This window comes from Mycobacterium gastri, assembly GCF_002102175.1.
Classification (GTDB): domain Bacteria; phylum Actinomycetota; class Actinomycetes; order Mycobacteriales; family Mycobacteriaceae; genus Mycobacterium; species Mycobacterium gastri.
Map to the genome: position 1 here is coordinate 160,368 of NZ_LQOX01000055.1, position 20,554 is coordinate 180,921.

At 66.2% G+C, this 20,554-nt stretch carries 16 protein-coding genes; 8 read left to right on the forward strand and 8 right to left on the reverse strand.

Annotated features, from left to right (window positions below):
• Positions 1-132 precede the first annotated feature (132 nt).
• Positions 133-2,301: an excinuclease ABC subunit UvrB gene (gene uvrB / locus AWC07_RS04480; RefSeq protein WP_036415291.1), complete on the forward strand. Its 2,169-nt coding sequence runs from the start codon at positions 133-135 to the stop codon at positions 2,299-2,301.
• Positions 2,302-2,328: 27 nt separating this feature from the next.
• A complete protein-coding gene (locus AWC07_RS04485) occupies positions 2,329-3,741 on the forward strand; it encodes an MFS transporter (protein ID WP_036415288.1) in 1,413 nt (470 codons plus the stop codon).
• Here AWC07_RS04485 and AWC07_RS04490 read toward each other — a convergent pair.
• Positions 3,730-5,373: a mannosyltransferase gene (locus AWC07_RS04490; RefSeq protein ID WP_208622353.1), complete on the reverse strand. Its 1,644-nt coding sequence runs from the start codon at positions 5,371-5,373 to the stop codon at positions 3,730-3,732. The two genes, AWC07_RS04485 and AWC07_RS04490, sit on opposite strands and share 12 nt — an antisense overlap.
• 252 nt (positions 5,374-5,625) lie before the next feature.
• Here AWC07_RS04490 and AWC07_RS04495 point away from each other — a divergent pair, with 252 nt between their 5' ends.
• The gene (locus AWC07_RS04495) at positions 5,626-6,066 is read left to right on the forward strand and encodes a universal stress protein (RefSeq protein ID WP_036415284.1); all 441 of its coding nucleotides are present in this window, start codon (positions 5,626-5,628) and stop codon (positions 6,064-6,066) included.
• Between the two features lie 98 nt (positions 6,067-6,164).
• Here the strand turns inward: AWC07_RS04495 and AWC07_RS04500 are convergent, their stop codons facing one another.
• On the reverse strand, positions 6,165-7,073 hold the full coding sequence (locus AWC07_RS04500; protein ID WP_084293595.1) for a 2-oxo acid dehydrogenase subunit E2: 909 nt from the start codon (positions 7,071-7,073) through the stop codon (positions 6,165-6,167).
• A gap of 164 nt (positions 7,074-7,237) precedes the next feature.
• A complete protein-coding gene (locus AWC07_RS04505; protein WP_036415280.1) occupies positions 7,238-7,915 on the reverse strand; it encodes an MBL fold metallo-hydrolase in 678 nt (225 codons plus the stop codon).
• Between the two features lie 179 nt (positions 7,916-8,094).
• Between AWC07_RS04505 and uvrA the strand changes: the two genes are divergently transcribed.
• The gene (uvrA, locus tag AWC07_RS04510; protein WP_036415278.1) at positions 8,095-11,004 is read left to right on the forward strand and encodes an excinuclease ABC subunit UvrA; all 2,910 of its coding nucleotides are present in this window, start codon (positions 8,095-8,097) and stop codon (positions 11,002-11,004) included.
• 119 nt (positions 11,005-11,123) lie between these two features.
• On the opposite strand, the gene AWC07_RS04515 is transcribed toward uvrA, so the two are convergent.
• The 4 genes from AWC07_RS04515 to lysX form a co-directional block, all read right to left on the reverse strand.
• Positions 11,124-11,405, reverse strand: a complete 282-nt coding sequence (locus AWC07_RS04515) for a PspA/IM30 family protein (protein ID WP_036415276.1) — start codon at positions 11,403-11,405, stop codon at positions 11,124-11,126.
• 9 nt (positions 11,406-11,414) lie between these two features.
• Complete coding sequence (locus AWC07_RS04520; RefSeq protein WP_036415311.1) at positions 11,415-11,855, reverse strand: DUF6653 family protein; 441 nt, start codon at positions 11,853-11,855, stop codon at positions 11,415-11,417.
• Between the two features lie 6 nt (positions 11,856-11,861).
• Positions 11,862-13,238, reverse strand: coding sequence for an alpha/beta hydrolase (locus AWC07_RS04525; protein ID WP_084293597.1), 1,377 nt, complete (start codon positions 13,236-13,238; stop codon positions 11,862-11,864).
• Between the two features lie 144 nt (positions 13,239-13,382).
• Positions 13,383-16,670, reverse strand: coding sequence for a bifunctional lysylphosphatidylglycerol synthetase/lysine--tRNA ligase LysX (gene lysX, locus AWC07_RS04530; protein ID WP_208622359.1), 3,288 nt, complete (start codon positions 16,668-16,670; stop codon positions 13,383-13,385).
• 447 nt (positions 16,671-17,117) lie between these two features.
• Here lysX and infC point away from each other — a divergent pair, with 447 nt between their 5' ends.
• From infC to AWC07_RS04550, 4 genes are all read left to right on the forward strand, one after another.
• Positions 17,118-17,699 carry a translation initiation factor IF-3 gene (gene infC, locus AWC07_RS04535; protein ID WP_080674289.1) on the forward strand — a complete coding sequence of 194 codons (582 nt, stop codon included), beginning with the start codon at positions 17,118-17,120 and terminating at the stop codon, positions 17,697-17,699.
• Positions 17,700-17,738: 39 nt separating this feature from the next.
• The gene (gene rpmI / locus AWC07_RS04540) at positions 17,739-17,933 is read left to right on the forward strand and encodes a 50S ribosomal protein L35 (protein ID WP_023373729.1); all 195 of its coding nucleotides are present in this window, start codon (positions 17,739-17,741) and stop codon (positions 17,931-17,933) included.
• 77 nt (positions 17,934-18,010) lie between these two features.
• Positions 18,011-18,400: a 50S ribosomal protein L20 gene (gene rplT, locus AWC07_RS04545; protein WP_036412581.1), complete on the forward strand. Its 390-nt coding sequence runs from the start codon at positions 18,011-18,013 to the stop codon at positions 18,398-18,400.
• 15 nt (positions 18,401-18,415) lie between these two features.
• On the forward strand, positions 18,416-19,201 hold the full coding sequence (locus tag AWC07_RS04550; RefSeq protein ID WP_036412580.1) for a TrmH family RNA methyltransferase: 786 nt from the start codon (positions 18,416-18,418) through the stop codon (positions 19,199-19,201).
• Positions 19,202-19,214: 13 nt separating this feature from the next.
• Here the strand turns inward: AWC07_RS04550 and AWC07_RS04555 are convergent, their stop codons facing one another.
• Positions 19,215-20,273 carry an oxygenase MpaB family protein gene (locus tag AWC07_RS04555; RefSeq protein ID WP_036412585.1) on the reverse strand — a complete coding sequence of 353 codons (1,059 nt, stop codon included), beginning with the start codon at positions 20,271-20,273 and terminating at the stop codon, positions 19,215-19,217.
• Positions 20,274-20,554: the final 281 nt, after the last annotated feature.

The window sequence follows — 20,554 nt, forward strand, 5'->3', positions numbered from 1 at the left end:
CAGGGGACAAGTCCGGCGTCGCAGCGCCGCGTCGTCCCGGTGTCTGCCGGCTACCTGCTCGGATACGACCCGACAAGTGGTCGAGATCCGCCACAGCTAAGACGTGTCGGTGCCTCGTTCTACCCTGATGACATGGCTTTTGCCACCGAGCACCCAGTAGTTGCCCATTCCGAATACCGCCCAGCCGCAGAGGACGTGGAAGGGTTGGTGCGCACCGGCGCGCGCTTCGAGGTGGTCAGCCCGCATGCGCCGGCCGGCGACCAGCCGGCCGCCATCGACGAGCTGGAGCGCCGGATCAACGCGGGGGAGCGTGACGTGGTGCTCCTCGGTGCCACCGGCACCGGAAAGTCGGCCACCACCGCGTGGCTCATCGAGCGCCTGCAGCGGCCCACCCTGGTCATGGAACCCAACAAGACGCTGGCCGCCCAGATAGCGAACGAGCTACGAGAGATGTTGCCGCACAACGCTGTTGAGTACTTCGTGTCGTATTACGACTACTACCAGCCGGAGGCGTACATCGCACAGACCGACACCTACATCGAAAAGGACAGCTCGATCAACGACGACGTGGAGCGGTTGCGCCACTCCGCCACGTCGGCGCTGCTGTCGCGGCGTGACGTGGTGGTGGTGGCCTCGGTGTCCTGCATCTACGGCCTGGGCACCCCGCAGTCCTACCTGGACCGCTCGGTCGAGCTGCGGGTCGGCAGCGAGGTGCCGCGCGACGGGCTGTTGCGGCTGCTGGTCGACGTGCAGTACACCCGCAACGACCTGTCCTTCACCCGCGGTTCGTTCCGGGTGCGCGGCGACACCGTGGAGATCATCCCCTCCTACGAGGAGCTGGCGGTTCGTATCGAGTTCTTCGGCGACGAAATCGAGGCGCTGTATTACCTGCACCCGCTAACCGGTGAGGTGATCCGCCAGGTCGACTCGCTGCGGATCTTCCCGGCCACTCACTACGTGGCCGGGCCCGAGCGGATGGCGCACGCGATCTCCACCATCGAGGAGGAGCTGGCCGAGCGGCTCGCCGAATTGGAGGGGCAGGGCAAGCTGCTGGAAGCCCAGCGGCTACGAATGCGCACCAACTACGACATCGAGATGATGCGGCAGGTCGGGTTCTGCTCGGGCATCGAAAATTACTCGAGACATATAGATGCCCGGGGACCGGGCTCACCGCCGGCGACGTTGCTGGACTACTTCCCGGAGGATTTTCTGCTCGTCATCGACGAGTCGCACGTCACCGTGCCGCAGATCGGCGGCATGTACGAGGGCGATATCTCGCGCAAGCGCAATCTGGTCGAATACGGGTTCCGGCTGCCGTCGGCGTGCGACAACCGGCCGCTGACCTGGGAGGAGTTCGCCACCCGCATCGGGCAGACGGTGTATCTGTCGGCCACGCCGGGACCGTACGAGCTCAGCCAAACCGGTGGCGAGTTCGTCGAGCAGGTGATCCGGCCGACCGGCCTGGTGGACCCGAAGGTCGTGGTCAAGCCGACTAAGGGTCAGATCGACGATCTCATCGGGGAGATCCGCAAACGCGCCGATGCCGACCAGCGGGTGTTGGTGACGACACTGACCAAGAAGATGGCCGAAGACCTCACCGACTACCTGCTGGAGATGGGTATTCGGGTGCGCTACCTGCATTCCGAGGTCGACACGTTGCGCCGCGTCGAGCTGCTCCGGCAACTCAGGCTGGGCGACTACGACGTGCTGGTCGGCATCAATCTGTTGCGCGAGGGCCTGGACCTGCCCGAGGTGTCGCTGGTGTCGATCCTCGACGCCGACAAGGAGGGCTTTCTGCGGTCGACGCGCAGCCTGATCCAAACGATCGGGCGCGCCGCGCGCAACGTCTCCGGCGAGGTGCACATGTATGCGGACAAGATCACCGACTCGATGAAAGAGGCCATCGACGAGACCGAGCGGCGCCGGGCCAAGCAGATCGCCTACAACGAAGCCAACGGGATCGACCCGCAGCCACTGCGCAAGAAGATCGCCGACATCCTCGACCAGGTTTATCGGGAGGCTGACGATTCGGAAACTGTCGAGATCGGCTCCGGGCGCAGCATGTCCCGGGGCCGTCGGGCGCAGGGCGAGCCCGGCCGCGCGGTTAGCGCGGGGGTCTTCGAGGGCCGCGACACCTCGAACATGCCCCGCGCCGAGCTGGCCGACCTGATCAAGGACCTCACCGAGCAGATGATGGCCGCCGCGCGCGACCTGCAGTTCGAGCTGGCCGCCCGGTTCCGCGACGAGATCGCCGACCTGAAAAAGGAATTGCGTGGGATGGACGCTGCCGGGCTCAAGTGACTCGCACGCGGTGCCTACGGTGTAGCTGTGACCGACACGGCGAGCGAGACCGGCAGCTGGCGCGAACTGCTGAGCAGGCACTTGGGGACGGCCACCATGCTGTCCGGCGGCGTCGCGCTGTACGCCACCAACGAGTTCCTGACCGTCAGCCTCCTTCCGAGCACCATCGCCGAAATCGGTGGCAGCCGGCTGTATGCCTGGGTGACGACCCTGTATCTGGTGGGTTCGGTGGTGGCGGCGACGTCGGTCAACCCGATGCTGCTGCGGGTCGGCGCCCGCACCTCGTATCTGATGGGGCTGACCGTCTTCGGCGTCGCGAGCCTGTTGTGCGCGGCCGCGCCCAATATGGAGACCCTGGTCGCCGGACGCACCCTGCAGGGGGTGGCCGGCGGACTGCTGGCTGGACTGGGCTACGCGCTGATCAACGCCGCGCTGCCGCATCGGCTGTGGACTCGCGGCTCGGCGCTGGTGTCGGCGATGTGGGGGGTGGCGACGCTGGTCGGGCCGGCCGCGGGCGGACTTTTCGCGCAGTTCGGGTTGTGGCGGTGGGCGTTCGCTGCGATGGCGGTGACGTCCGGGCTGATGGCCGTGTTGGTGCTGGCGGTGCTGAGCAGCCGGGCCGGTGCAAGCGGTGGGCAGCCGGTGACCGCCGCGCACAAGGTGCCGGTGTGGTCGGTGTTGTTGATGGGCGCTGCCGCCCTGGCGGTCAGTGTCGCCGAACTCCCGCGCTACCTGGTGCAGACCGCCGGGCTGCTCGCCGCCGCTGTGCTGCTGATCGGGATCTTTGTGATCGTCGACTGGCGGATGCACGTAGCAGTGTTGCCGCACAGCGTGTTTGGCCCTGGACCGTTGAAATGGATCTATCTGACCATGTCGGTGCAAATGGTCGCCGCGATGGTGACCACCTATGTGCCACTGTTCGGTCAGCGGTTAGGCAACCTCACGCCGGTGGCCGCCGGATTCCTCGGTGCGTCACTGGCGGTGGGCTGGACGGCCAGCGAGATCGTCAGCGCATCGGTGAACAACACCCGGGTGATCGGGCATGTGGTGGCGGCAGCGCCGTTGGTGATGGCGTCGGGGTTGGCGCTGGGCGCCGTCACCCAGCGTGTCGATGCGCCCCTCGGGGTGATCGCGCTGTGGGCGCTGGCGTTGCTGATCACCGGGACCGGGATCGGGATCGCCTGGCCGCATCTGTCCGCGTGGGCGATGGATTCCGTCGACGATCGGGCCGAGAGCGGCGCCGCCGCGGCCGCCATCAACATCGTGCAGCTGATCTCGGCGGCCTTCGGCGCCGGCCTGGCCGGTGTCGTGGTCAACACGACCGAGGGGGGCGAAGTGGCGGCCGCTCGCTGGTTGTTCGCGGTCTTCACCGCGCTGGCCGCCCTCGGGCTCGTTGCCTCCTACCGCGCGACCCAGCGCCAACGTCGTTCACCGGGTTGATTTGACGACCTGCGAGTAGTGGAACTGCCACCGTTCGACGATGTGGAAGCCCAGGTAGCCGGGAAACTGGTACACCGGCGTGCGCCCGAACGCTGTTCCTGGCGACAAGCGTTGTCCCACTTGATGATCCGGCAATGACTTGTCGCGGTTGGTGATCGTCCACAGCGTCGTGCATTTGTTGATCTTGGCGGTCGTCAGCCACACCGCGACGTGGCCGTCCCACAGCGTGCCGACCTTGGGCCCGTAGGCGCCGCGTTCGACGTCGACCAACGACCGGAACGCCGCCGGTCGGGTGGCCAGCAGCGCCCGGATCGGCCCCGGTCGCCACGGCACGGTGTTGTCCACCAGCAGGCAATCACCGGGCGCGGCATGGGCACTGATGACGTCGGCCACCTGGCTGTAATCCCAGCCCTCCTTGGCGTAGGGCCCGCGTTGGGTGAAGTAATAGTTCGGGAACGCGGCGACGGCGAAGACCGCCACCGCCCCGGCGATGAGCCAGGGCTTGCGCGCGACGGTGACGATGCAAATGGCCAGGATGACCGCCGCCCCGGGGGCGGTCAGGATCAGGTAGCGCGGGTAGTAGATGGGTTCGACGCTCGCCGAGTAGATCAGGACGACAGCGGTGGGAACGACGACCCAGGCCACGCCGGCAAGCAGCAGCGGTCGGGTGCCCTGCCCGGGCCCCGGCGCGCCGGCCAACCGCAGCACGACGGCGGCGACGACGACCACGCCGGACAAGATGGCGAACGGCACACTGTGGTCGAAGTACTGGCGATGCACCACGTCGAGGAAGAGGTTTCGGTTCAGCCCCGAGATCCACCCGACCTGCCACACCTGTCCGTGGGCGAACAGGACGAAGGGCGTCATGGCCCCGACCGCGGCCGCTGAGGCGACCGCCCACCAGATGGCGGGCGCTTTCCGCGAGTGCGCCGGGACCAGCAGTGGCAGCAGCACGGCGTACACCGGCACCAGCAGTCCCAAGTTGATGCTGACCAGGATCGACAGCATCAACCCCAGCGCATACAGCAGCCACAGCCATGGCTTGTTACGCCGCACCGCGCTGACCAGCAGCACCGTCAGCCACACCGCGGCCGTCACCGACAGTGCCGAGGAGCGGGCCTCGATGCCCGCCCAGGTCACCCGCGGCAGGATGGCAAAGACCGCTCCCGCACACACTGCGGTGCTGCGGCCGGAAAACTGCTTGGCGAACACGACGACGCCGGCGGCGGCGGCCCCGATGGCCAGGCTGCTGGGAACCCGCGACCAGAACTCGGTGGGCGGAAAGATCGCGAACCAGCCGTGCATCAGCAAGTAGTACAGGCCGTGTACGGCATCGATATGGCCCAGCAGGTTCCACAACTCCGGCAGGGTGCGCCGCGCCGAAGCCGAGATCGTCGCACCCTCGTCGAACCACAGCGACGGCCGACTGGCCCAGGCTCCGCTCACAACCGTCGCCAGCAGAGCGATCGCCCAGGGGTCGAGGCGCCGGCCACGGGCCTGCGAGCGCGCAGCCTCGCCCGCCAGCGGCGCCGCGTCCTGATCGAGTGTCGGTGCAGACATGATGCCTGTCACTGTAGGTCGCCGGCGATGATTCCGGTCACCAGCCGTCGTACCGCCACCCGGCCCGGGCATCGGGGCGCACCGCCGCCAGGGCCACCCCGTCTGATCGCCACATCTAGCGGAACATCTTGTGCCACAAGCATTTTCGGTACGCACCTAAGCTCCTGATTGCGTTGTCGTCAGCCACTGGTGTTCGCCGGCTGCGCGGGCCCCGGCAAAACACGGATTGCGCCACGCCGTCGCGGTGTGGTTAATCTGACCTATCTAGATCAACCAACGCGATACTGTCTGGGGTTGGCGTAGCAACCGACACTGGGAGGGTAAATGGGCGCCTATCGGACCGTGGTGGTAGGAACCGACGGCTCGGACTCGTCGATGCGGGCAGTGGACCGGGCCGCGCAGATCGCCGGGGCCGATGCCATGTTGATCATCGCGTCGGCGTACCTGCCTCAACACGAGGACGCCCGAGCCGCCGACGTCCTGAAGGACGAAAGCTACAAGGTGACGGGCACCGCCCCGATCTACGAGATCCTGCACGACGCCAAGGAGCGGGCGCACAACGCCGGCGCGAAGAACGTCGAGGAACGCGCTATCGTGGGCGCGCCGGTCGACGCGCTGGTCACCCTCGCCGAAGAAGCGAAGGCCGACCTCCTGGTGGTCGGCAACGTCGGCCTGAGCACAATCGCGGGGCGGTTGCTGGGTTCGGTGCCGGCCAACGTCTCGCGTCGGGCCAAGGTCGACGTGCTCATCGTGCACACCACCTAGCCTGCTGGGTGCTGCGGCGACCGGATTTCCGTTCGGCGCATTTTCACCGGTAGTCCTGCTGTAGTCCTGCTGTCGGCGAACAGGGCGCCTAAGCCTGGCTAAGCCATCGCCGGCCGCTTCCCATTCGACTGGACGGGCGACCGGCGCGTCTTGCGCGGCGGCGCAGGGCGGGGGACCGGGTCGAACGCGGCGGGATCGTCCAGATACTGGCGAAATACGTGGGCCATCGTCGCCGCCTGGTAACCGTCGACGAACCGGTGGTCCAGACCGATCGTCAGCGGCAGCACCGGGCGTACCACCGGTTGACCGTCTTCGGCGAGCACCTTGTCGGTCACCGCGCCGATCAGGATCCCGAACGGCACGTGGCAAAACGTCGGCCAGGGAGCGGCGGCGGTGTCCAGGCCGTAGGTGCCCACGTTGCTGACGAGTATCGAACCGTAGGGACGGGCCTCGAGCCCGAGGAAGGGCAGGGGCAGCTGGAGACTTTCGGTAACGAACGCGATCGCATCCATCACCGGGCGTAGCAGCAGCGGCGGGAGGCCTTTGACCATGGCCTTGGCTTGTTTGAACTGTGGATCTTCGTTGTGGCGGATCCGTGCGGCACGATCAGCCAGTTCTTTGGCGATGACCCAGGGCGGCTTCTCATTGATGCGACGCACGACGGCGCCGGATAGATCCGTCCTGGCCGCTTCGACTCCCGTCACCACGTCTGTTCGCAGCGACACGACGAAAAAGCAGTCGATCGTCGGGGATGGCAGAAAGCTGCCGAACACCACGCGACCGTTGAGGCCGGGCAGCGCTTCGACGACTTTGCCCGCCGCCCGGCCTACCAGATCCACGGGGGTGACATGCTGGCCGGTGGCCTCGCGAACCCGGGCGATGTAGTCCAGCAGCCGCGAAGCGTCGATGTCGGCCGTCGCCCAGATGATCGGGTCCTTTCTGGGGCGCCAGGTGGCCATGGCGATCTTGCGCCACACGGAGAACGGGACAGATGACGGTGCCCACATCGTCGGAGCTCCATTCCTTCGCGCCGCGACCGGCACTAACCTCACTGCACGCCGGGCTTCGTGCCGATTGTGCGCCGCCGCCGGGGTCGCCGACGAGGGAACAAGGTCCCCTACCGCCGCTGCCTTCCGGCCTTGTTCTGCCCTATGTCACCGCGATGCGTCGTTCACCAGCCGCGGGCGCGCCACTCCTGAAGGTGGGGGCGTTCGATGCCCAGCACGGTGTCGTCACCGTGGCCGGGGTAGATGACGGTGGAGTCGGCGTACACGTCGAATACCCGGGTGGTGACGTCGGTGAGCAGCTGGGTGAAATCGCCGGGCTGCCAGGTTTTGCCGACTCCACCGGGAAACAGGCAGTCGCCGGTGAACAACTGGGTGACCCCGCCGGTCGCGGATCCCTCGAGCGCCAGCGCGACCGATCCCGGTGTGTGCCCGCGCAAGTGGATGACATCGAACGTCAGCTCGCCGATCTGGACGGTGTCGCCGTTGGCCAGGAAGCGATCGGGCTTGACCGGCAGCGGTTCGGCGTCGATTTGGTGGGCGGCGGTCGGGGCACCGGTGGCTTCGGCCACCGCCTGCAGTGCCTGCCAATGGTCGAAGTGCTGATGACTGGTGACGATCAACGAAACTTTCGGCGCATACCGCCGGATCAGGTCGATGAGGACGTCGGCGTCATTGGCGGCGTCGATCAGTAGCGTTTCGCCGGTCGCAGCGCACGTCACCAGGTAGGCGTTGTTGTCCACGGGCCCCACCGACGCCTTGAGGATGGTCGCGCCCGGCAGCGTGCGTCGGGCCGCGGTCCCCGGGTCGACGTGTCCGGTGTAGTCATCATCGACGGTGGTCATGTGCGCCACTCTCCCCAGCAAGCGGTGGTACCCGCGACTATCGCGGCTGCCCCGGCATTAACGTTGTCGGCGCAGGTCATAGGCGTCACCTTACTGGTCCCCGAATGCTTGTCGGTACGGGCACATAGCATGGGAACGAACTCCGTCTCTAGAAGGAATCCGTCAGTGAAAGGGCCTGGGTGGCTGAGCGCCTGATCGTCAAGGGTGCGCGCGAACACAACCTGCGCAGTGTCGATCTCGACCTGCCCCGCGACGCGATGATCGTTTTCACCGGACTGTCCGGATCCGGTAAATCGTCGCTGGCCTTCGACACCATCTTCGCCGAGGGCCAGCGGCGCTACGTGGAATCCCTGTCGGCCTATGCCCGCCAGTTCCTCGGGCAGATGGACAAGCCGGACGTCGACTTCATCGAGGGGCTGTCTCCGGCGGTATCCATCGACCAGAAGTCCACCAACCGCAACCCCCGGTCGACGGTCGGCACGATCACCGAGGTGTACGACTACCTGCGGTTGCTGTACGCCCGTGCCGGCACGCCGCACTGTCCGGTCTGCGGGGAGCGGATCGCGCGCCAGACGCCCCAGCAAATCGTCGACCAGGTGCTGGCCATGGCGGAGGGCACCCGCTTTCTGGTGCTGGCACCGGTGGTGCGCACCCGTAAGGGCGAGTTCGCCGACCTGTTCGACAAGCTGAACGCCCAGGGCTACAGCCGCGTCCGGGTCGACGGTGTCGTGCATTCTTTGACCGATCCGCCGAAGCTGAAGAAGCAGGAAAAGCATGACATCGAGGTGGTGGTGGATCGCCTCACCGTCAAAGCCGCCGCCAAGCAGCGGCTCACCGATTCGGTGGAGACCGCGCTGAACTTGGCTGACGGCATCGTGGTGCTGGAGTTCCCCGACCACGAACCGGGCGCGCCGCACCGTGAGCAGCGGTTCTCCGAGAAACTCGCCTGCCCCAACGGGCATGCCCTGGCCGTGGACGACCTGGAACCGCGGTCGTTCTCGTTCAACTCGCCCTACGGGGCCTGCTCCGAATGCAGCGGTCTGGGCATCCGCAAAGAGGTCGACCCGGACCTGGTGGTGCCCGACCCGGAACGCACCCTGGCCGAGGGCGCGGTCGCCCCGTGGTCGACGGGCCACACCGCGGAGTACTTCACCCGAATGCTGGCCGGGCTGGGCGAGGCGATGGGTTTCGACGTCGACACTCCGTGGCGCAAGCTGCCGGCCAAGGCGCGCAAGGCGATTCTGGAAGGCTGCGACGAGCAGGTGCACGTGCGCTACCGCAACCGGTATGGACGCACCCGGTCGTACTACGCCGATTTCGAAGGCGTGCTGGCGTTCTTGGAACGCAAGATGTCGCAGACCGAGTCCGAGCAGATGAAGGAACGCTACGAGGGCTTCATGCGCGACGTGCCGTGCCCGGTATGCGAAGGCACGCGGCTCAAGCCGGAAATTCTGGCGGTGACGCTGGCCGGACGCGAGCTCGGCCCCAAGTCGATCGCCGAGGTCTGCGAACTGTCGATCGCGGAGTGCGCGGACTTTCTTCAGCGCCTCACCCTGGGTCCGCGCGAGCAGGCGATCGCGGGGCAGGTGCTCAAGGAAATCCAGTCGCGGCTCGGGTTTCTGCTCGACGTCGGGCTCGAGTACCTGTCGCTGTCGCGCGCGGCGGCCACCCTGTCCGGGGGCGAGGCGCAACGCATCCGGCTGGCCACTCAGATTGGCTCCGGCCTGGTGGGGGTGCTGTATGTGCTCGACGAGCCCTCCATCGGCCTACATCAGCGCGACAACCGTCGTCTCATCGAAACCCTCACCCGGTTACGGGATTTGGGCAACACGCTGATCGTTGTCGAGCATGACCAGGACACCATCGCCCACGCCGACTGGATCGTCGACATCGGGCCGGGCGCCGGCGAGCACGGCGGCCGCATCGTGCACAGCGGACCGTACGACGAACTGCTGGCCGACGAGAACTCGATCACCGGAGCCTATCTGTCCGGGCGGGAAAGCATAGATATTCCCGCGATCCGTCGACCTGCCGACCCGCGGCGTCAGCTCACCGTTGTCGGCGCCCGCGAACACAACCTGCGCGGCATCGACGTGTCTTTCCCGCTCGGTGTGCTGACGTCGGTGACCGGGGTGTCCGGGTCGGGCAAGTCGACGCTGGTCAACGACATCCTGGCGGCGGTATTGGCCAACCGGCTCAACGGGGCCCGGCAGGTTCCGGGCCGCCATACCCGGGTCACCGGACTGGACCACCTGGACAAGCTGGTGCGGGTGGACCAATCGCCGATCGGTCGCACGCCGCGATCCAACCCGGCCACCTACACCGGGGTGTTCGACAAGATCCGCACCCTATTCGCCGCCACCACCGAGGCCAAGGTCCGCGGCTACCAACCGGGCCGATTCTCGTTCAACGTCAAGGGCGGTCGCTGCGAGGCCTGCACCGGCGACGGCACCATCAAGATCGAGATGAATTTCCTGCCCGACGTGTACGTGCCCTGCGAGGTGTGCCAGGGCGCCCGCTACAACCGGGAGACCCTCGAGGTGCACTACAAGGGCAAGACCATCTCCGAGGTGCTGGACATGTCGATCGAGGAGGCGGCACAGTTCTTCGAGCCGATCACCGGCATTCACCGCTACCTGCAGACCCTCGTCGACGTCGGCCTCGGCTATGTCAGGCTCGGCCAGCCCGCACCGACGCTGTCCGGCGGTGAGGCGCAGCGGGTCAAGCTGGCCTCCGAGTTACAGAAACGCTCGACCGGGCGCACCGTTTACATCCTCGACGAACCCACCACCGGCCTGCATTTCGAGGACATCCGCAAGCTGCTCAAGGTGATCAACGGTCTGGTCGACAAGGGCAATACGGTCATCGTCATCGAACACAACCTGGACGTGATCAAGACCTCGGACTGGATCGTCGACATGGGACCAGAGGGTGGCGCGGGGGGCGGAACCGTGGTCGCCCAGGGCACTCCGGAGGACGTCGCCGCCGTGCCGGAAAGCTACACGGGCAAATTCCTGGCCGAAGTCGTCGACACCGGGCAGCCGGCGGGGCCACCCCGGTCGAACCGCCGGCGCAAAGTCAGCGCCTGAGCCGGGTCCGCGGCACTGGATTCGTTGCCAACGCCGAAACGCGTAGCAACGGTTCAAGTTCGGAGTCGGCCAGCATCGACGGCGGTGATCAGATCCGGCGGCCCGACCCGCCTGCCGTGTCACTGATCGGTGTGCATCGACTCCCGGATCTGGGCCAGTCGTTCGGCGGCCGCGCGCTGGCGCTTTTCGTACTGTTCCTCGACGGATCGGCCCTCGGATGTCTCGGCGTCCAGTTCGGCGGCGCCGAGCGCCGCGGCGTATCGGGACTCGATCTTTTCGCGCACGGATTCGAAGGTCGGGACCCCGGAGTCGTCATATCCGGCGTCATATCCAGGGTCGTATCCGGCGTCGGATCCGGCGTCGGCCGAGTCGGGGATGGGGGCTCGTGGTTCGTCGGGCATGCCGCCACGTTACTGCGGCGATAAGGCATCGGCCCGTCGGCGGTGCTCGCGATAACGCACCATCTGCGCCCAATACACCATGGTCAGCGCCATTTGCAGCGCGGTCGCGACAACCGCCGCCTTGAGTCGACGGCGGCGGGCGGCGATCACCGCACTCAGCGAAACGGCCGATGTCAGCACGCTGACCAGCATCGCCGCGTCGGCCGGACGCTCGGCGATCCACAATTCCTCGCCCAACATCGCCCGCGTTGCCCATGCTCGATGGTGTTTCGGCTTGCCGAAGACAAACGGATTGATCGCCAGCCACACTCCGATCACCGCGGCGTGGCCCCAGCGCCGCGTCCATATGGGCACCAGCGCCAGTGGCGTGCTCGCCCAGCGCGTCCAGGCGCTCCAGGGATTGCAGTGCCGGGCGAATACCGCCCGGCGAACCCGCGCGACAGACCACACCGGCAACTACCGCCCGGCGGTGACGACCTGCGCGGCCGCACCGCCGGTGCCCGGTAATGGAATCGGTGGCGCCTCCGGAGTGCCCAGCTGCCCGGCCAGCCAGGGCAGCGCTCGCACGAACACCTGGTCCGCAAAGGGCCAGTCGTGCCTGCCCGGTTGGGGAACCACCGCGCAGTCAATGCCGTTGGTGCGGCCCAGTGCGCACAGCGCATTGGCGGCCGCCGTCTGGTTGCTCGGATTTGCGGCGGCATCGCGCCCGGCCACCCGCATGGCGGTGGTGTCGACGATCGGGGTATCCCGACGCCAAGCCGGTTGACCGGGGACAGAGATGGCGAACCAACCCGAAACCCCGGTATACGGGCCGTGCCGGATAATCACCGTCGTCGGATCGAATGTGGCCCAGGCGTCGGCGTTTCCGCCGTACAGCCTGGCGATGGTTTCCGCCTTGTTTCCGGCGTTGGGGTAGAAATCGCCGGCGACATCGACAAATGCGCTGAACAGATCGGGGTGCATGACCGTCAAATCCACGGCGCAAGTCCCGCCCATCGACCAGCCCGCAATGCCCCAGTTGCGCTGCTGCGAGCTGACGCCGAACTTCGAGACCATATATGGCACAACGTCTTTGGTCAGATGATCGGCTGCGTTGCCGCGTCGTCCATTGACGCATTCGGTGTCGTTGTTGAAGGCTCCGCCGGAGTCGACGAAGACTAGCACCGGCGCGTTGCCATCATGGGCGGTGGCAAATTCGTCGACCGTCTGCACGGCGTTGCCGGCTCGCGCCCAGTCGGCAGGGGTGTTGAACTGGCCGCCGATCATCATCACGACGGGCAATCGCGGGGGCGGATCACTCGCGAACCAGGCGGGCGGCAGGTACACCAGCTCCCCGCGATGTTTGAAGTGCGATGCCGCGGACGGAATGGTGACCGGCACCACGCTGCCGTGCGACGGCCGTGTCCCCTTGCCGGCCATCGCGGCAACGCTGGCCGGATCCGCCTGATCGGGCAGCGGACCCGAGGTGAGCTGGTTCCACGCGGCCTGGACGGTCGGGAAATAGCCGACCCACAGGTTGAGCGCCAACGCCGCGCTGAGCACACATAGCGGCACCGCCATCAGCGATGCGCCGCGACCCCACCAGCGCGCGCTGCGCCAGCCCAGGACCAGTACCGTCGCGGCCACGCCCGTCAAACCGGCCCAGACCCAGAGCGCTGCCGGGGCCGGATCGTTGGCGAGCCGGCCGAGATACCAGCCGGTCCCGCAAGCCGTCGCACCGCCGACGGCCACCGCTGCCGGCAGCCGACGCCACTGGCGAAAGCGCGACCCCATTGCCAGCAGCAGTACGGTCGCGGTCACTAGCTGGACCGTGATCGGCAGCCAGCCGTACATCAGCGAGGTATGAGCGCTGGCCAGCGGTTGCGCAACATACGCCGTCGACGCTGTCACAAGAACTATTGTGATCGCTTGTTAACGCTGCTGGAATGTGTTCATTGAATATTTGCTGGGTATTCGCTGGAAGCTGTCGGGACGGGTTTAATGCGGCTTCGCCAACGGAAACGGGAGCGTCTCGCGAATACTGCGTCCGGTGATCAGCATGACCACCCGGTCAACGCCCATGCCGAGGCCTCCGGTGGGCGGCATAGCGTACTCCAAGGCTTGCAGAAAGTCTTCGTCGAGCTCCATTGCCTCGGGATCCCCGCCGGCCGCCAACAGGGATTGCTCCTGCAGACGGCGCCGCTGCTCCACCGGGTCGGTGAGTTCGCTGTAGGCGGTAGCGAGTTCGATGCCCCAGGCAACCAGGTCCCACCGTTCGGCGACGCCGAGCTTGCTGCGATGCGGCCGGGTCAACGGCGACACCGAGGTCGGGAAGTCGATGTAAAACGTCGGCCGCTCGGTGCGGCTTTCCACCAGATGCTCGTACAGCTCGAGCACCACCGCCCCGGCATCCCACTTGGCCCGATAGGGGACGTGGGCCGCGTCGGACAGCTTGCGCAGCGTCGCCAAGTTCGTGTCGGTGTCGACGAGTTCACCGAGGGCTTCGGAAACCGCGTCGTGCACCGTCTTGACCGGCCAGACTCCGGAGATGTCGACCGGCTGCAAGCCGTCGCTGGTGGGCCGCATCGCGATGGGCGCACCGTTGGCGGCCTGGGCGGCGTTTTGGATGAGCTCGCGACAGCTGTCCAGCCACACCAGGTAGTCGGCATGTGCTTGATACGCCTCGAGCAAAGTGAACTCAGGATTGTGACTGAAGTCGACGCCCTCGTTCCGAAAGGCCCGGCCCAGTTCGAATACGCGTTCCACGCCGCCGACGCACAGCCGCTTGAGGTATAGCTCCGGCGCTATGCGCAGGAACAGGTCCATCGAATAGCTGTTGATGTGCGTGACGAACGGTCTGGCGGCTGCTCCGCCGTGCACCTGCTGCAGGACGGGAGTCTCGACTTCGATGAAGCCCTTGGCGAAGAGTGTGTCCCGGACGGAGCGCAGTACCAAGCTGCGTGCGGTGAGCAGGGCACGGGATTCGGCATTGACCGCCAGGTCGACATAGCGGGTGCGCACCCGGGCCTCGGGATCGGTCAACCCCTTCCACTTGTTCGGCAAGGGCCGCAGGCATTTACCGATAAGGCGCCAGCTGGACACGATCAGCGACCTGGTTCCCCGTTTGCTCGAGCCCATATGCCCCGTCATCTCCACCAGGTCGCCGAGGTCGATGGTGGCGTTGAAATCCGCGGCGCGGCCTAGCTGCAGGCAGGAATTATCGAGCAGCACTTGCATTTCACCGGTCCAGTCGCGTAGGTGCGCGAACAACACACCGCCGTAATGGCGCACCCGCAGTATGCGTCCGGACACCGACAACGTGGCCTTGTCGTCCGCGTTCATCGCCTGTGCGACTGTGTGACTGGGCGGACATCCTACCGGATAGGCATCAATGCCGTTGCGCCGCAAGGTTTTTAATTTGTTCAGTCGAACGCGGACCTGCTCGGGCAGGCGACGGCCAACTTCGTCGTCGGTGAGGTCCACCTGTTGTAGCTCGGTGATATCCGGCGCCGAGCCGTCGTGATGCAACAGCCCGCTGGCTGCCAGCCGTTCCGGCACCGCAGGGTGGTGGCCGGTGTGCGCCTTGTTGCGCCGGGTGAACGGCAATACCAGGAAGCCCTCGGCGATGACCGAGGCGACACCCACCTTGGGTATCAATCGTGCGTCCTCGTAACAGGCGTAGCGGGGCACCCATTCGGGCTGGTACTTCTGGTTGGACCGGTAGAGCGTTTCGATCTGCCACCACCGGGAGAAGAAGATCAGCAGCCACCGCCACAGCCGGGCAACGGGGCCGGCTCCCAGCTGCGCGCCCTGCTCGAAGGCGGACCGAAACATCGCGAAGTTCAGCGAGATACGGCTGAGGCCAAGGCTTTCAGCGTGCAGCGCAAGCTCGCTGACCATGAGTTCGATGGTGCCGTTAGGCGATTCCGGAGAGCGACGCATCAAGTCCAGGGAGACGCCGGTGGTGCCCCACGGCACCAGCGACAGCATGGCCACCACCCGGTTGTCCGGGTCCAGCGCCTCGACCAGCAGACAGTCGGAGTCCGCCGGGTCGCCGAGGCGGCCCAGCGCCATCGAGAAGCCACGTTCGGTTTCGGTGTCGCGCCAGGCATCAGCACGCGCGATGGTCTGCTCCATTTCCGCCGCGGAAATGTCGCGGTGTCGGCGGATTCGCACCGTCAGCCCGGCTCTGCGCGCCCGGGTGACGGCCTGGCGCACGCCGCGCATCTCCGGGCCGGACAACTTGAAGTCGGCCGGTCGCAGAATCGCCTCGTCACCCAGCTCCAGCGCATTCAGGCCCGCTTCGCGATATGTCTGAGCCCCTTGGGAACTGGCGCCCATGACACCGGGGGACCAGCCGTAGGTCTGGCACAGCCGTAGCCATGCGTCCACGGCTTGCGGCCAAGCCCGGGGGTCGCCCACCGGGTCGCCGCTGGCCAGACAGACTCCGATCTCGACGCGGTAAGTGACGGCGGCGCGGCCACTGGGTGCGAATACCACCGACTTGTCGCGGCGAGTGGCGAAGTAGCCCAGTGAGTCGCTGTTGCCGTACAACTCGAGTAGTCCGCGGATGGCCGACTCGTCTTCTCCGGTCAGTGCGTTGTCGGCGCGTTGCGACTGGAACAGCACGATGGTGGTCGCGATCAGGGCGAAAGCCCCGAACAAGCCGAAGATGGCGTTGAGGAAGACGTGCGGCCGCCCGGTGAACAGGTCGGGATCGGCGAGTGCGAACCCGATCACCCGGTTGGCCACATAGGGTAGCCGGTCTTGCGGCGCAAGCGATCCGGGGAACAGTTCCACTAAGCCCCAGGAAATCAGGATTCCGATGGCTCCACCGGCTGACAGCACGGCGGCCGCCTTGAACAATGCGCCCCTGCGCACCTTGGCCCAGAACTCGCGATAACCCAGTACCAGCACCACAATCGCGACCACGTGGACCGCGAAACCGAGGTTCTCACCGAAGTTCTCGGCTGCGGTGTTGCCGCCGGCGGCGATGTCGGCGGCGTTCAAGAAGGCGGCAAGCACCATGTTTCCCAGCAACAGCAACCAGGCAATTCGTTTGCGTGCCGTCAGCGCTGCGGCCAGCAAGGCCAGCACGAACGACCATGCGAAGCTGGTGTCGGGGAAGTTGAACAGGTAGCTGTTGATGAACTCCCGTGGAACCTTGATGATCCAGCGAATCAGCGGCGACATGCTCGCCAGCAGCGACAGCGTCGCGATGACTCCGACGGTCCAGCCTGCTGCCGCGGGAACCCAGTGATACCGGGAGACGGGCCTGCTCTCCATCGAGCGAGGCTTTGCGATGGTCACAAATCGCGAGGATATTCCCTCAAACCGGGAAAATCTTGGCGACCCGGTGCTGGATTGCGCCAGCTCAGCGCGCTTGGGCTGGCGCGCCGGCCGGCTCGCTGCCCAGGGGACGGGTCTTGGCTGTAGACTGGCTGCCGCGACCATCCCGGCGAAGGCCAGGAACAGTTAAGTGGAGTCCCACTCCCACCGCTAGCCACGAAACGGTGCAACGCCTTTTCAAGGCTGTGCGGTCCGGTCACAGGCGTTATTTGCAATGCCTGTTCTGCGCATGGCGCAGGCGGCTGGAGTTGTCTCAAGCCGCGATCGGTCGGCATTGGGCCCTGCTTAGGCAGGGCTTTTTTGCTGATGGCTGGTGTATCCCACTGCTGTTTCCGGCCCTCCGGGCCCTGGCCGCAGCGGAAGAAAGCCAACAAGGGAGGCCACATCAGCACTGAGACCCGTGTCAACGAGCGCATTCGCGTACCTGAAGTTCGTTTGATCGGCCCAGGGGGAGAACAGGTAGGCATCGTGCGTATCGAAGACGCACTCCGCGTTGCCGCGGACGCCGATCTCGACCTTGTCGAAGTTGCCCCGAATGCCAGACCGCCGGTCTGCAAGATCATGGACTACGGCAAGTACAAGTACGAGGCGGCGCAGAAGGCGCGCGAATCCCGCCGGAACCAACAGCAGACCGTCGTCAAAGAACAAAAGCTGCGGCCCAAGATCGACGATCACGATTACGAAACCAAGAAAGGCCACGTGGTGCGTTTTTTGGAGGCCGGATCGAAGGTCAAGGTCACCATCATGTTTCGCGGACGTGAGCAGTCGCGGCCCGAATTGGGCTATCGGTTGCTGCAGCGACTGGGCGCCGACGTCGCCGAATACGGATTCGTCGAAACAGCGCCCAAGCAGGACGGGCGCAACATGACGATGGTGCTGGCACCCCACCGCGGCGCGAAAACTCGCGCCAGGGCGCGGCATGGGGAGGGACCAGCGGGCGGCGACATCAAACCTTCATCGAACTAACTCGCTAGCCCAACCAGAACCCACCAGGACTGAGGAAAAATGCCCAAGGCCAAAACTCACAGCGGCGCCTCGAAGCGGTTCCGGCGCACCGGTACCGGAAAGATCGTCCGGCAGAAAGCCAACCGCCGGCATCTGCTCGAGCACAAACCGTCGACCCGAACCAGGCGCCTGGAAGGCCGTACGGCGGTGGCGGCCAACGACACCAAGCGGGTCAATTCGCTGTTGAACGGTTAGCCGGCGCCCCGTACGACCCGGCTGGCGCCGGTACCTGACCAAGCACGTCCGAGTCCGAACGAGAGTAGGAACAATCCATGGCACGCGTAAAGCGGGCAGTCAACGCCCACAAGAAGCGGCGCTCCGTCCTGAAGGCCTCGAAAGGTTATCGGGGCCAGCGGTCGCGGCTCTACCGCAAAGCCAAAGAACAGCAGCTGCATTCGCTGAACTACGCCTACCGCGACCGTCGCGCGCGCAAGGGCGAGTTCCGGAAATTGTGGATCTCGCGGATCAACGCGGCGGCGCGTGCCAACGACATCACCTACAACCGGCTGATCCAAGGCCTGAAGGCCGCTGGTGTCGAGGTAGACCGCAAAAACCTCGCCGATATCGCGGTCACCGATCCGACGGCATTCACCGCGCTCGTGGAGGTGGCCCGGGCGGCCCTGCCCGAAGACGTCAACGCGCCCTCCGGAGAGGCCGCTTAGGCGCACCGCGTTCCGGTGCTCACCGAACGCTCGGCCAGGGTTGCCGCCGCGGTCAAATTGCATCGCCACGTCGGCCGCCGTCGTGCGAATCGCTTTCTCGCCGAAGGCCCCAACCTGGTCGAGGCCGCGTCGGCGCGCGGACTGGTGCGGGAGGTGTTTGTCACCGAGGTCGCGGCGCAACGGCATGAGACCTGGTTGACCGCACATGACGCGCCAGTTCACCTGGTGACCGAACGTGCCGCAAAAGCCTTGTCCGACACGGTTACCCCAGCGGGACTCGTCGCGGTGTGTGACATGCCGACGACCCGCCTGGATGAGGTGCTGACCCGCTCACCGCGGCTGATCGCGACGGCCGTCGAGATCAGCGAGCCGGGTAACGCGGGCACACTGATCCGCATTGCCGACGCGATGGGGGCCGCGGCCGTGATTCTTGCCGGACACAGCGTCGACCCCTACAACGGCAAATGTTTGCGCGCGTCCGCGGGCAGCATCTTCAACATTCCCGTCGTCGCCGCAGCCGATCCGCACGCCGCCGTCGCGTCGTTGCGGGGTGCCGGGTTGCAGGTGCTGGCCAGCGCGGTGGACGGCGAGATGTCTCTCGGCGATGCCGATCAACTGCTGGGCATGCCGACGGCATGGCTGTTCGGCCCCGAATCACGCGGGCTATCCGCCGACATCGCCGGCGAGGCGGACCACCGGGTGCGCATCCCGATGTCCGGCGGAGCGGAGAGCCTGAACGTCGCCGCCGCCGCGGCTATTTGCCTGTACCAGAGCGCCCGGGCGCTCGGCTCCACTGACTAAGCCTGACTAAGCCTTATGCGGCCCGAGCCGCCCGGCCCCGGGCAGGGCGCAGGCCGGCCAGCGAGAGTGTGGTGTGCACCAACGATCCCGCCCGCTCCATGATCAGTCGGGCGGGCTCGAGCGGGAACGGGACGAAACCCCGTGCGCGCGGTGGGAAGTAATGCATTGGCAACCCGCGGCGGTCCCGTGGCGGAGCCATGAAGGCGGGCGCTTCGACTAGCGGGGCGTCACTTCGGGTCCGGCCCTCTTGCCGGCGGTAGGCGGCCAGCGCGCGGGGATGCAGTCTGATCTCGTCGGGCACTGCCAGGAACACCAGCTCGACCAGCTTGCCGAACAGGCGCAGCAACACCTCGTCGCCCGGGGTCCAATGCATTCCCGCCTTCTCCCGGACGGTCGGGTCGAACAAGCCGGCGGCGATCCAGCGCTGACCGGCAACCAGGGGCTTGAACATCTGGTCCCAGACGGGCGTGGGCATGAGTACGAACTTCGGCTTGGGAATGCGCATGTGGAAGATGTCCCGCGTCGCCTGGTTGATCTCGAGTTCCTCACGGCAGACCCGGTCCCAGTACTCCTGAAAGTCTTCCCACGACTTGGGCACCGGCCGCATGCTCATGCCGTACATCCGGTACCACCGCACGTGCTCGTCGAACAGCTGGCGCTTTTCGGCCTCGGTCAAGCCTCCGCAGAAGTATTCGGCGACTTTGACGACGAGCATGAAGAACGTGGCATGTGCCCAGTAGAAGGTCTCCGGATTCAAGGCGTGATAGCGACGACCCTCGGCGTCGACTCCCTTGATCGTGTGGTGATAGCCCTTGATCTGCTCGCCGGTCCGGGGCGCCCGGTCGCCGTCGTAGACGACGCCCATGATGGGATACACCGACCGGGCCACCCGCTGCAGTGGTTCGCGCAGCAGGATCGAGTGCTCCGTGACGCCGGCGCCCAGTTCCGGATACATGTTCTGGATCGCGCCGATCCACACGCCCATCATTCCGGTCCGCAGGTCACCGAAGTATTTCCAGGTCAGCGAATCGGGTCCGAGTGGCTCGACTGGTGTCGTCGATGTGGCAGTCATCGCGGCCTCCACGCGCTCGATGTGCGCTCACGATAATCGGTGACAACATACGTTGTCTACGGTTTCGGCGACTGCCGCGGCGTGCTGTTATCCCATGTCCATAGCGGCGTGGCGCCCGCGTGATCAGCTTGTTCGTCGCATGGGCGGGACACCGGGCCGACCGGCGCGAGGCGTTGCTCCCTGAACTGGCCCTGTTCGCCTCTCGGCACGGTATTTCCAGTTGCAGCGGCGATGCGGCGGGCGTTGCTGGAAGAGCCGAAAAGAGGCTAACCAAAAGGCGA

What these genes read in the sequence shown, in the direction of transcription:
- rplT (WP_036412581.1), top strand. Translation starts at nt 18,011, where the DNA reads ATGGCACGCGTAAAGCGGGCAGTCAACGCCCACAAGAAGCGGCGCTCC.
- AWC07_RS04500 (WP_084293595.1), bottom strand. Translation starts at nt 7,073, where the DNA reads ATGTGGGCACCGTCATCTGTCCCGTTCTCCGTGTGGCGCAAGATCGCC.
- AWC07_RS04505 (WP_036415280.1), bottom strand. Translation starts at nt 7,915, where the DNA reads ATGACCACCGTCGATGATGACTACACCGGACACGTCGACCCGGGGACC.
- AWC07_RS04525 (WP_084293597.1), bottom strand. Translation starts at nt 13,238, where the DNA reads ATGTACGGCTGGCTGCCGATCACGGTCCAGCTAGTGACCGCGACCGTA.
- uvrB (WP_036415291.1), top strand. Translation starts at nt 133, where the DNA reads ATGGCTTTTGCCACCGAGCACCCAGTAGTTGCCCATTCCGAATACCGC.
- AWC07_RS04490 (WP_208622353.1), bottom strand. Translation starts at nt 5,373, where the DNA reads ATGCCCGGGCCGGGTGGCGGTACGACGGCTGGTGACCGGAATCATCGC.
- AWC07_RS04495 (WP_036415284.1), top strand. Translation starts at nt 5,626, where the DNA reads ATGGGCGCCTATCGGACCGTGGTGGTAGGAACCGACGGCTCGGACTCG.
- AWC07_RS04515 (WP_036415276.1), bottom strand. Translation starts at nt 11,405, where the DNA reads ATGCCCGACGAACCACGAGCCCCCATCCCCGACTCGGCCGACGCCGGA.
- lysX (WP_208622359.1), bottom strand. Translation starts at nt 16,670, where the DNA reads ATGGAGAGCAGGCCCGTCTCCCGGTATCACTGGGTTCCCGCGGCAGCA.
- AWC07_RS04555 (WP_036412585.1), bottom strand. Translation starts at nt 20,273, where the DNA reads ATGACTGCCACATCGACGACACCAGTCGAGCCACTCGGACCCGATTCG.
- rpmI (WP_023373729.1), top strand. Translation starts at nt 17,739, where the DNA reads ATGCCCAAGGCCAAAACTCACAGCGGCGCCTCGAAGCGGTTCCGGCGC.